The following is a 10,147-nucleotide window of genomic DNA, read 5'->3' on the forward strand; positions in this document are numbered from 1 at the left end:
CCCGTTGGACGCCGACACCATCCGCAATCTGATCGAAACCGGCCTGCCTGGCGCCCGCGCCGATGTGCAGGGCGACGATGGCGTGCATTTCGAAGCGACCGTGGTCTGCGAGGCCTTCGCCGGCAAGATGCCGCTGGCCCGCCACCGCATGGTCTATGCCACGCTGGGCGACCTGATGGGCGGCGCGATCCACGCGCTGGCACTGAAAACCGTGACCCCGGCCGAAGCCGGCTGAACCGCAGAAGATCCCGAATACATGGCCAAGATCGTTGTGACCGGCGGCGCTGCGCTGCACGGTGAAGTGAGCATCTCCGGCGCCAAGAACGCCGTCCTCCCCATCCTCTGCGCGACCCTGCTGGCCGATGAGCCGGTGGAGATCACCAACGTGCCGCACCTGCACGACGTGGTCACCACGGTGAAGCTGCTGGGCGAGCTGGGTGCCAAGGTCACCATCGACCAGGGCACGCTGTCGCGTGGCAGTGCGATCGTGGTCGACCCGCGTTCGGTCAACCAGCACGTTGCGCCGTACGAGCTGGTCAAGACCATGCGCGCCTCGATCCTGGTGCTGGGCCCGCTGCTGGCCCGCTTCGGCGCGGCCGAAGTGTCGCTGCCCGGCGGCTGCGCGATCGGTTCGCGTCCGGTCGACCAGCACATCAAGGGCCTGCAGGCGCTGGGTGCCGAGATCGTGGTCGAGAACGGCTTCATCAAGGCCAGCGCCAAGCGCCTGAAGGGCGGCCATTTCACCTTCGACATGGTCAGCGTCACCGGCACCGAGAACGTGCTGATGGGCGCGGTGCTGGCCGAAGGTACCACCATCCTCGACAACTGCGCGATGGAACCGGAAGTGACCGATCTGGCGCATTGCCTGATCGCGCTGGGCGCGAAGATCGAAGGCCTGGGCACTGCCCGCCTGGTCATCGAAGGCGTCGAGCGCCTGTCCGGCGGCCGCCACGAAGTGCTGCCCGACCGCATCGAAACCGGTACCTTCCTGGTCGCTGCGGCGATGACCGGCGGCAAGGTTACGGTCAACCGTGCGCGCCCGAACACCATGGACGCGGTGCTGTCCAAGCTGGTCGAGGCCGGCGCGAAGATCGAGACCACCGAAGACACCATCACCCTGGACATGCAGGGCAAGCGGCCGAAGGCGGTCAACCTGACCACCGCGCCGTACCCGGCGTTCCCGACCGACATGCAGGCGCAGTTCATGGCACTCAACTGCGTGGCCGACGGTGTGGGCGTGATCAACGAAACGATCTTCGAGAACCGTTTCATGCACGTCAATGAACTGCTGCGCCTGGGCGCGGACATCCAGGTTGAAGGCCACACCGCCATCGTGCGTGGCAGCGAGCACCTGAGTGGCGCACCGGTAATGGCCACCGACCTGCGTGCGTCGGCGTCGCTGATCCTGGCCGGCCTGATGGCCAGCGGCGAGACCACCATCGACCGCATCTACCACCTTGATCGTGGCTACGAGAACATCGAAGAGAAGCTGTCTTCGCTCGGTGCCACCATCCGGCGCGTGCCATGATCCTGCGCGGCAAGTTCAGCCCGCGCCGCAAGGCGCTGCTGGCTCTGGTGCTGATCGTGCTGGCGTGGCTGGGCTATGCCTGGTACGCCAACATCGCCATCACCCAGGGCATCGAGCAGAAGGACATGGACTGGAATGGCGACGGCACGGTCTCGCGTGACGAGATCATCGAATCGTTCTACGCGGTCGCGGTGAACGACAGCCAGGACGGCAACCGCCATTGCCGTACCTTCGTCTGGCGCAGCACCGGCGAACAGATCCGCGTGGACTGCCGCACCGAGTTCAAGCCGGCCGCGGCCGAGGAAAAGAAGTAAGAACAACGCCCGCGAGAGCGGGCGTTTTTCCCGGGGCGTCCATCCACGCATGGCGTGGATCTACTTCAGGTTTCCAGTAGATCCACGCCATGCGTGGATGACGTGGATCTCCGGTCAGTTCATCGCCTTGATGGTCAGGTCCAGCGCATCGCGGCCGCTCTCACGCTGCAGCATGCGCGCCGGCACCGGGAATTCCGGCACGATCCAGGCGATCAGCTCCTTGTTGCCGTCGGCACGCGAGACCTTGGTGGCCTCGTAGCTCTTGCCGCCCACGGTGATCGATTCCTTGCCGATCACGCGGTAGGTCATGTTCTTGATGCGGCCTTCGTCGACCATGCGATAGGTCAGCGGCTTGCCGGCGGCCAGGTCGCGGGCGATCGCCAGATTGATCAGCAGCGCATCCATGTCGCCCGTCTTCAACGCGATGGGGCCCGCACGGTCCGGCTTGATGTCGCCGGTCCAGGTGGCCTGGTTGCTGGTCCAGTTGTAGTTGGCCTGCACATTGCGCTTCTTCACCAGCAGTGCCGAACGGTCCTGGCTGCTGAGCGGGCGCAGCTGGCCACGCACCTCTTCGAACACGGTGCTCTGGCTCAGGTCGGCCAGCTGGTTCTTCACCTGCAGCGTGTAGCGCCACTTGTTGGCTCCCTCGCTGCTCAGCGTCATGCTGCCATTGGCCTGCATGCCCATGTAGCTGGCCAGGTAATCGGCCTTGAATGGCTGCAGGGCCATGGCCGGCAGGCTGGCCACCGACAGTGCGGCTGCAGCGATCCAGGTGAGGGGGCGGGTCAGGGTGCTCATGCTCAGACTCCTTGGTACTCGATCAGGCGCAGATCGACGCGGTCTTCGCCGTCTTCGCGTTGCAGGATGCGCACCGGGGTGGGGACACCGTTGGCGATCCAGAGGATGGTTTCGTTGTTGCCGCCGTTGGTCCGGTAGACCCGCAGCGCGTTGTAGGACAGGTCGCCGACCTCGACATTCTCGGTCTGCGGCGCGGCCTGGTAGTCGTGCTGGCGGACCTTGCCCATGTCCACGTAGCGATAGTGCATGGTGGCGCCCGGGCGGGCATCACGCATGATCGCCAGATTGATCAGCAGCGCGCTCTGGTCGCCCGGCTGCAGCGCGATCGGTTGCGCACGTTCCTTCTTGACGTCGCCGCTCCACTGCGCGGTGCCGGCCTGCCAGTTGTACGTGCCGACCGCTTTCTTGCCCAGGAACAGGCCCTTGCGCACCGTGCTCTGGCTGAGCGGCGCATAGACGCCGCTGCGCTCTTCGAACACCGTGCTCTGCTCGATGTTCAGGCCCAGCACGCTGGCGAAGCCGCGGCGGCCGACCACCTGCATGTCCACCCGCCACTGGTTGCCGCCGGTGTGGGTGACCTGCATGCTGGCGTCGCCGGCCTCCTTGCCTTTGTAGAAGGCCTGGTAGGTCGCGGTGAACGGCTGCAGCGGCGGCGGCTCCCAGGCCAGCGCCGGCGGCATCGGCACGGCCGGTTCCGCAGGCGGTTGGACTGCAGGCGCCGGCTGCGCAGGGGCCGCAGGCGCTTGCATCTGGCCCCAACCCACGCCGGGAAGCACGACAAGCGACAGCAGCAATGAAGTGGACAGCAGGGTCGTGGTCTTCATGGAGGACAGGAGCTGCAGGAGGGGGGCAGGATGCCAGCCCCGCAGTCAGCGGGGCGTGTGCGTGGGCGTTACCGGTTCAGGTTCCCGGCGGAATCTAGGGCCAGTGGGCTAAACAGGGGGTGACCGTCCAGGTGCGGCTGCCCCTCCCGTTCAGTCAGGCGGCCGGCGCACAGCAGCTGGAGGGTGGCGATCAGCAGGGGGTGCTCCACCTCCAGCACGCGCGCGGCCAGGCTGTCGGCGTCATCGCCGGGCATCACCGGCACCCGCGCCTGGGCCAGCACGGCGCCGGCATCCAGTTCGGGAACGACCAGATGCACGCTGGCCCCGTGCTCGGTATCGCCGGCGTCCAAAGCCCGCGCATGCGTATCCAGCCCTTTGTGCAGTGGCAGCAGGGAGGGGTGGATGTTGACCAGGCGGCCATTGAAGCGCTGCACGAAGGCTGCGCCGAGAATGCGCATGTAGCCGGCGCAGACGATCCAGTCCGGCGCGACCGCGGCCAGTGCATCGCCCAGGGCCTGCTCGTAGGCGGCGCGGTCGTCGAATTCCTTCGGCGCATGTGCCCAGCGCAGGCGTGCACCGACCCGTTGCAGCGCGGCGGCGGCTGGGCGGTCGGAGAACACGCCGACGATCTCGGCGGGCAGGCGGCCCGCTGCGATGGCATCGAGGATGGCCTGCAGGTTGCTGCCGCGGCCGGAGGCGAGCACGGCAATGCGGGTGGGCGTGGTCATTGCCGGGCACTCCGGCGGATCAACGGCCAGCTCAGCAGGCTGCCCACGGTCGCCAGCAGCATGTCGGCGTGCGCGTCCCACATGTCGCCCTGCTGCCCGTTGTAGGCCTCGGCGGCGTCGGGCGAAAGGGCCAGTGCGATGGCCCACTCGAACCACTCGTAGACCAGGCTGGCGCACATCACTGCCATCACCGCCAGGGTGAAAGCCTGGCCGCGGCGCAGCGCCGGCCAGGCATGGCGTGCCAGCTGCAGCAGCGCAGGCGTGAAGCAGACGCCGAACAGGAAGTGGATAAGCCGGTCGAAATGATTACGCTGCCAGCCAAACGCCACATTCGGCGACCAGCCGGTCAGCGTCTGCGCCCATGCGTCGTAGGGCACGTTCGAGTACAGCCAGCGCGCAGCCACGCAGTGCAGTGCAATGAAGCCGCAGATCGCGATGAAGGCACCGTTGCCCAGCCAGCCACCCCGGCGGTCGACCCATAGCAGTGCGGCCAGCCCGATCACGGTCAGGGTGCTGTGCAGGGCCTGCTCGGTGGGCCACAGCGGGTGGATCCAGCTGATCGCGAACACCGCCAGCACGGCGGCGAAGGCCAGCTTCTTGGGGCCCGTGAAACGGGAAGCGGCAGGCGAGGCGGTCGTGGAGAGGGCAGGCGCGGACATGGGGAGTCGATCAGGGGAGGGGGGCGTCTGCCGGCAAGCTCAGACGCTGAGATGGTCGCCACGGTCGAACAGTGCGGCCATGTCAGGCTTGGACAGGAACACCCAGGCATAGGCGGTCAGGGCCATGCCCAGCGGGCCAGCCAGTACCGCCAGCCAGGCCGCGCGCTGGCACCAGGCCAGCCCGGTGCGGCGCGACAGCAGGCGTGCGGTGTGCAGCTGCACGACGCCAAGCGCGGCAGCCAGCAGCGAAATGACCCCGTACACCGTGGCCAGTACCGCGCCATCGGCCAGCCCGCGTGAGCTGGCGACCAGGCCGATGAAACCGAGGAACGCCAGCGCGGCCATCCAGTGGAAAACAGCCAGCGCGTAGAACAGCACCTTCAGCGTCTGCAGGTGGCTGGCCAGCTGCAGCTGCGCCAGGGTCTGCTGCGGCAGCGGCGGTGGTGCGCCGGGTGTCGTCATGTCGTTGCACCCCTTGCATCGAAGGCGGCCTTGACCTGCGGGCGCAGCAGCGTAACCAGGGTGAATACCCCCAGAACGGTGCCCAGCGGCGCGCACAGGCAGAGCAGGCCGGCCACGATCAGGCACAGCAGGTGGCGACGACGCTGGGCCAGGCAGCGTCCGGCCTGGATGACGAATGCGGCCATGCCCAGGCCACCGGCGACGAACACGGTCCCCAGCACCGTGAACACCCAGCCGAACAGGCGCTGTTCGGCCGGCGACGAGGGCTGGCCCCCGGAGTTCATCGGCAGATGGCCGCTCAGCGCACTGATGCCGAGCACGATGTACAGAATGAAAAACAGCGAGAGCAGCGCGATCAGGCCGCCGAACACGTAGTGCGCGATGGACAGCGCGCGCAGGTGGTCAGCGTCCTGCCTGCTGAAGACCGGCACGGCCGCCAACGGCGGCGGTACCGGGGTGGGTGCCAGGGGGGGCGTTGCGTCCATGCGGGCTCCTCGGGGTCGGGTTCAGCCGATGCGGACGCGCTCGGCGCCTTCGGCGGTGACCACCTGGCCGATGGTCCAGTGCTCCAGGCCCTGCGCCTTGACCGCCTCGGACACCGCAGCCACCTGGTCCGGCGCGACGATCAGCACGAAGCCGATGCCGCAGTTGAAAGTGCGCCACATCTCGCTGTCGGCCACCGCGCCTTGCTTCTGCAGCCACTGGAATACCGGCGGCAGGGTCCAGGACGAGGCCTGGATGTCCAGGCCGAGGCCGTCGGGCACCACGCGGATGATGTTCTCGGTCAGGCCGCCACCGGTGATGTGGGCCATGCCGTGGATGGCGTCGCCGTGCGACTTCAGCAGCGACAGGATCGGCTTCACGTACAGGCGGGTCGGTGCCATCAGCGCATCGACCAGCTTCACGCCACCTTCCAGTTCCAGGTCGGCCGGGCGGCCGGCGCGGTCGTAGATGCGGCGCACCAGCGAGTAGCCATTGGAATGCGGGCCGGACGAGGCGATGCCGATCAGCACGTCGCCGGCGGCCACGCTGGCGCCGTCCTTCAGCTCGCTCTTCTCGACCGCAGCGACCGTGAAGCCGGCCAGGTCGTACTCGCCCGGGGCGTACATGTCGGGCATTTCAGCGGTTTCACCGCCGATCAGCGCGCAGCCGGCCTCGGTGCAGCCGTTGGCGATGCCGCCCACCACCGCTGCGGCGGTGTCGATGTCCAGCTTGCCGGTGGCGAAGTAGTCCAGGAAGAACAGCGGCTCAGCGCCCTGCACCAGCACGTCGTTCACGCACATCGCGACCAGGTCGATGCCGATCGTATCGTGGCGGTTCAGCTGGTGGGCCAGCTTCAGCTTGGTGCCCACGCCGTCGGTACCCGACACCAGCACCGGCTCGCGGTATTTGTTGGACAGGTCGAACAGGGCGCCGAAGCCGCCCAGGCCGCCCATCACTTCCGGGCGGAAGCTGCGCTTGACCAGGGGCTTGATCCGCTCGACCAGCGCGTTGCCGGCGTCGATGTCGACACCCGCGTCACGGTAGGTGAGGGGGGAGGGGGCGGAAGACGGGGTGTTGGTCACGGGCGTCGGCGCTGGCAGGGGTTGAACGAGCGATTTTAACAGGCCGCATTGGCGCAAAGGCCGTATTCGGGCAACAATTCCCCCGGATTCGTCGAGCCAATGGATGTCCTGATGCGCCGCAGCCTGATTCTGACCCTGCTCCTTGCACTGAGCCTGCCGGTGGCCACGATGGCCCAGAGCGGCCTGCGCACCGAGGGAGATGTTGCCACCGCCTCGGGTGCGTACGAGGCCGAAGTGCCCGTCAACAGCCAGGCCGAAGCCGATCGCAACGGCGCCCTGGCCCGTGCCCTGAGCGTGGTGCTGGGCAAACTGTCGGGCGACCGCAACGTGATGTCCCGCCCCGGCGTGGTGCAGGCGCTGCGCAACGCCAAGGACTACGTGGCCAGCTACGACTACAAGCAGGACCAGAGCGTGGGCGTCAGCGGCGCGCCGAGCTTCAGGACCCTGCTGGTGGCCCGCTTCCGCGAGGATGACGTTGACTCGCTGGTCTCGGCGCTGGGTCTGCCGCTGTGGCCGCAGCCGCGGCCGAAGCCGGTGGTGTGGTTGGCCGTCGACGACGGCAGTGGCCCGCGCCTGGTCAGCGTGCAGCAGGCCAACGCCGCCCGCCCGCTGCTGAACCGCGCCATCGAGCGGGGTTACAAGCTCGGCCTGCCCAGCGGCGGTGCCGCCGAACAGGCGCTGGCCGGTGCCATCTGGCGCCAGGACAGTGCCGCCGTGGCCCGCGCCTCGTCGCGCTACGCGCCGCCGATGCAGCTGATCGGCAAGCTCTACCGCGCCAACGGCGGCTGGCAGGCGGACTGGGTGTTCGTCGACAACGGCCGTGAGCTGAACAAGTGGACCAGCAAGGACGCCAACGCCATGCGCGCGATGGCCGCCGGTGCCGACGGCGCCGCCGACGCGCTGGTCAGGCGCTATGCCAAGGCGGGTGCCGCCGTCGGCCAGGCCGGGACCTACCGCGTGGTGGTCACCGGCATCAACAGTGCCGACGACTACCTGCGCCTTGCCGCCGGGCTGCGCGAGGTGCCGGTGGTGCGCAATGTCACCCCGCTGCACGCCTCGGCCGGCCAGCTGGAGCTGAGCCTGGAGATGACCACCGGCCTGGCCGGCTTCAACCGCATGCTGGGCGACAACGGCGTGCTGGTGCCCAGCGCGACGCTGCCGGCCCTGCCGATCCCGATCGATGACACCACCGGTGCCCCGGTGGCCGCGCCGGTCAGCAACGAGTACCGTTTGCGATGACCCTGACCCCGGAAGCCGAAATCGCGCAGTTCCTGCGCCGCCTGAAGTACATCCTGTTCGCCGGCCTGGTCGGCTGGGTGGTGTGGCTGCTGGCACCGATCCTGACCCCGTTCGTGCTGGCGCTGGCGCTGGCGTGGCTGGGCGACCCGCTGGTGGACCGCATCGAGGCCACCGGCCGTTCGCGCATGACCGGCGTGGTGCTGGTGTTCGCGGCGATGGTGCTGGTGATCGTGGCGCTGCTGCTGGTGCTGGTGCCGATGATCGAGCGCCAGATCACCACCCTGATCGCGGTCGCGCCGCAGGCACAGGCGTGGCTGATGGAGAAGGGGATCCCCTGGTTCGAGCAGAAGACCGGCCTGGAAGTGATGCAGTGGCTGGATCCGGACCGCCTGATCGAATGGGTGCGCAGCCACTGGCAGCAGGCCGGCGGCTTCGCCACCACATTCATGGGCTACGTCTCGCGTTCGGGCTTTGCGATGGTGACCTGGGTGGTCAACATCCTGCTGCTGCCGATCCTGGCGTTCTATTTCCTGCGCGACTGGGACAAGCTGGTCGAGCGGGTGGCGTCGGTCATTCCGCGCAACCAGATCGGCACCATCAGCGCGTTGGCGCGCGAGTCCAACGAGGTGCTGGGCGCGTTCATCCGCGGACAGTTCCTGGTGATGCTGGCATTGGGCGTGATCTATGCCGGCGGCCTGTCGCTGGTCGGCCTCAAGCTGGGCTTGCTGATTGGCCTGATTGCCGGCCTGATCAGCTTCATACCGTACCTGGGCGCGACCACTGGCGTGCTGATGGCGGTGATCGCGGCACTGGTGCAGGCGCAGGGCTTCGACCTGAAGCTGCTGATCCTGGTGGGCGTGGTGTTCACCGTGGGCCAGCTGCTGGAAAGCTACGTGCTGACACCGCGTATCGTCGGCGACAAGATCGGCCTGCACCCGGTGGCAGTGATCTTTGCGGTGATGGCCGGCGGCCAGCTGTTCGGCTTCCTCGGCATGCTGCTGGCGCTGCCGGTGGCGGCGGTGACCAATGTTCTGCTGCGCTATGCGCATCAGCGCTACCGACAGAGCGAGCTGTACGTGGGCGAGAAGCCGGCGATCGTGCTTGATGGCGTAGTGGACGCCCCCCATATCATCGTTCCGAACGACAAGGGCCCCGACCTGAAGTGATGGGTGTGCCGCAACTGCCGCTGGCCCTGCATTACCCGCGGGACCAGCGCCTGGAGACCTTCATCGGCGCGCCGGATGGCGCGCTGGCGCAGCTGCGCGCGATCGCGGTTGGCGCCAGCCACGACTGGGTCTACCTGGAAGGTGCGGCGGGAACCGGCAAGACCCACCAGGCGCTGGCGATGTGCTCCAGCGCCGAGCAGGCCGGGCGCTTGCCGACGTACGTGCCACTGGCCAGCGCCGCCGGCCGCGTTCGTGCAGCGCTGGATGGGCTGGACGCACGCGAACTGGTGGCGCTGGACGGGCTGGACGAGGTTGCCGGCAATCGCGAGGACGAGATCGCGCTGTTTGATTTCCACAACCGCGCGCGCGCTGCAGGTGTAACCGTGCTGTACACGGCGCAGAAGGCGCCGGGCGAGCTGGGCCTGGTGCTGCCGGACCTGCGTTCGCGCCTGGGCCAGTGCGTGCGCGTGCTGCTGCAGCCGCTGGATGAGGAAGGTCGTGCTGCGGTGCTGCGCGAGCGTGCACTGCGACGCGGCCTGGCCATCGACGAAGCGGCCATCGAATGGCTGCTGTCGCACACCGGCCGTGAGCTGGGTGGATTGATCACCCTGCTGGACTGGCTGGACCGCGAATCGCTGGCGGCGAAGCGGCGGATCACCGTGCCGTTCCTGCGCCAGGTGCTGGAAGAAGGCCGGCCTCGTTACTGAGGGTGGGGTTTGTTGGCAGGGCTGCGCCCTGCACCCGCAGAAGCAACGTCAACGTCAAAGGCTGGCTTCCTGAGGGGAAGCGGGGTGGCTCAGGTTGCGGGGGACGGCGCAAGTACGTCCATGTAGCCTCGATCGCGCCATCCATGGCGCTCACGCC

Annotated in this window: 13 protein-coding genes; 6 read left to right on the forward strand and 7 right to left on the reverse strand. The window is 68.0% G+C overall.

Annotated features, from left to right (window positions below; genetic code table 11):
- Nucleotides 1-4: 4 nt before the first annotated feature.
- Genes WDC87_RS03685 through WDC87_RS03695 form a run of 3 tightly spaced genes read left to right on the forward strand, consistent with a single transcriptional unit; the run spans nucleotide 5 to nucleotide 1,842 of the window.
- Complete coding sequence (locus WDC87_RS03685; RefSeq protein WP_005408396.1) at nucleotides 5-235, forward strand: BolA family protein; 231 nt, start codon at nucleotides 5-7, stop codon at nucleotides 233-235.
- 21 nt (nucleotides 236-256) lie between these two features.
- Nucleotides 257-1,528 (forward strand): UDP-N-acetylglucosamine 1-carboxyvinyltransferase, encoded by a 1,272-nt coding sequence (gene murA, locus WDC87_RS03690; RefSeq protein ID WP_088497780.1) that lies wholly within the window; start codon nucleotides 257-259, stop codon nucleotides 1,526-1,528.
- Nucleotides 1,525-1,842 carry a hypothetical protein gene (locus WDC87_RS03695; protein ID WP_032957609.1) on the forward strand — a complete coding sequence of 106 codons (318 nt, stop codon included), beginning with the start codon at nucleotides 1,525-1,527 and terminating at the stop codon, nucleotides 1,840-1,842. Before murA ends, WDC87_RS03695 begins: the two co-directional genes overlap by 4 nt.
- Before the next feature lie 114 nt (nucleotides 1,843-1,956).
- Here the strand turns inward: WDC87_RS03695 and WDC87_RS03700 are convergent, their stop codons facing one another.
- The 7 genes from WDC87_RS03700 to purM form a co-directional block, all read right to left on the reverse strand.
- Complete coding sequence (locus WDC87_RS03700) at nucleotides 1,957-2,640, reverse strand: DUF3108 domain-containing protein (RefSeq protein ID WP_005415565.1); 684 nt, start codon at nucleotides 2,638-2,640, stop codon at nucleotides 1,957-1,959.
- A gap of 2 nt (nucleotides 2,641-2,642) precedes the next feature.
- Entirely contained in the window at nucleotides 2,643-3,464 is an 822-nt protein-coding gene (locus tag WDC87_RS03705) for a DUF3108 domain-containing protein (RefSeq protein ID WP_151354958.1), read from the reverse strand.
- Nucleotides 3,465-3,532: 68 nt separating this feature from the next.
- Nucleotides 3,533-4,192 carry a phosphoribosylglycinamide formyltransferase gene (gene purN / locus WDC87_RS03710; RefSeq protein WP_088497778.1) on the reverse strand — a complete coding sequence of 220 codons (660 nt, stop codon included), beginning with the start codon at nucleotides 4,190-4,192 and terminating at the stop codon, nucleotides 3,533-3,535.
- Nucleotides 4,189-4,851: a DUF2238 domain-containing protein gene (locus WDC87_RS03715; RefSeq protein WP_072168185.1), complete on the reverse strand. Its 663-nt coding sequence runs from the start codon at nucleotides 4,849-4,851 to the stop codon at nucleotides 4,189-4,191. The genes purN and WDC87_RS03715 overlap by 4 nt, the downstream gene beginning before the upstream one ends.
- A 39-nt stretch (nucleotides 4,852-4,890) precedes the next feature.
- A complete protein-coding gene (locus WDC87_RS03720) occupies nucleotides 4,891-5,313 on the reverse strand; it encodes a hypothetical protein (RefSeq protein ID WP_005415569.1) in 423 nt (140 codons plus the stop codon).
- Nucleotides 5,310-5,798, reverse strand: a complete 489-nt coding sequence (locus tag WDC87_RS03725; RefSeq protein ID WP_005415570.1) for a hypothetical protein — start codon at nucleotides 5,796-5,798, stop codon at nucleotides 5,310-5,312. The genes WDC87_RS03720 and WDC87_RS03725 overlap by 4 nt, the downstream gene beginning before the upstream one ends.
- A 21-nt stretch (nucleotides 5,799-5,819) precedes the next feature.
- Nucleotides 5,820-6,878, reverse strand: coding sequence for a phosphoribosylformylglycinamidine cyclo-ligase (gene purM / locus WDC87_RS03730; RefSeq protein WP_111007648.1), 1,059 nt, complete (start codon nucleotides 6,876-6,878; stop codon nucleotides 5,820-5,822).
- Between the two features lie 99 nt (nucleotides 6,879-6,977).
- Here purM and WDC87_RS03735 point away from each other — a divergent pair, with 99 nt between their 5' ends.
- The 3 genes from WDC87_RS03735 to hda are packed head-to-tail and all read left to right on the forward strand — an operon-like array spanning nucleotide 6,978 to nucleotide 9,990.
- On the forward strand, nucleotides 6,978-8,117 hold the full coding sequence (locus WDC87_RS03735; RefSeq protein WP_301655153.1) for a DUF2066 domain-containing protein: 1,140 nt from the start codon (nucleotides 6,978-6,980) through the stop codon (nucleotides 8,115-8,117).
- Nucleotides 8,114-9,283: an AI-2E family transporter gene (locus tag WDC87_RS03740; protein ID WP_005415573.1), complete on the forward strand. Its 1,170-nt coding sequence runs from the start codon at nucleotides 8,114-8,116 to the stop codon at nucleotides 9,281-9,283. Before WDC87_RS03735 ends, WDC87_RS03740 begins: the two co-directional genes overlap by 4 nt.
- Nucleotides 9,283-9,990, forward strand: coding sequence for a DnaA regulatory inactivator Hda (hda, locus tag WDC87_RS03745; protein WP_053500213.1), 708 nt, complete (start codon nucleotides 9,283-9,285; stop codon nucleotides 9,988-9,990). Before WDC87_RS03740 ends, hda begins: the two co-directional genes overlap by 1 nt.
- Nucleotides 9,991-10,147 lie beyond the last annotated feature (157 nt).

This window comes from Stenotrophomonas maltophilia group sp. Smal12 (genome assembly GCF_037079935.1).
Taxonomy (GTDB): Bacteria; Pseudomonadota; Gammaproteobacteria; order Xanthomonadales; family Xanthomonadaceae; genus Stenotrophomonas; species Stenotrophomonas sepilia.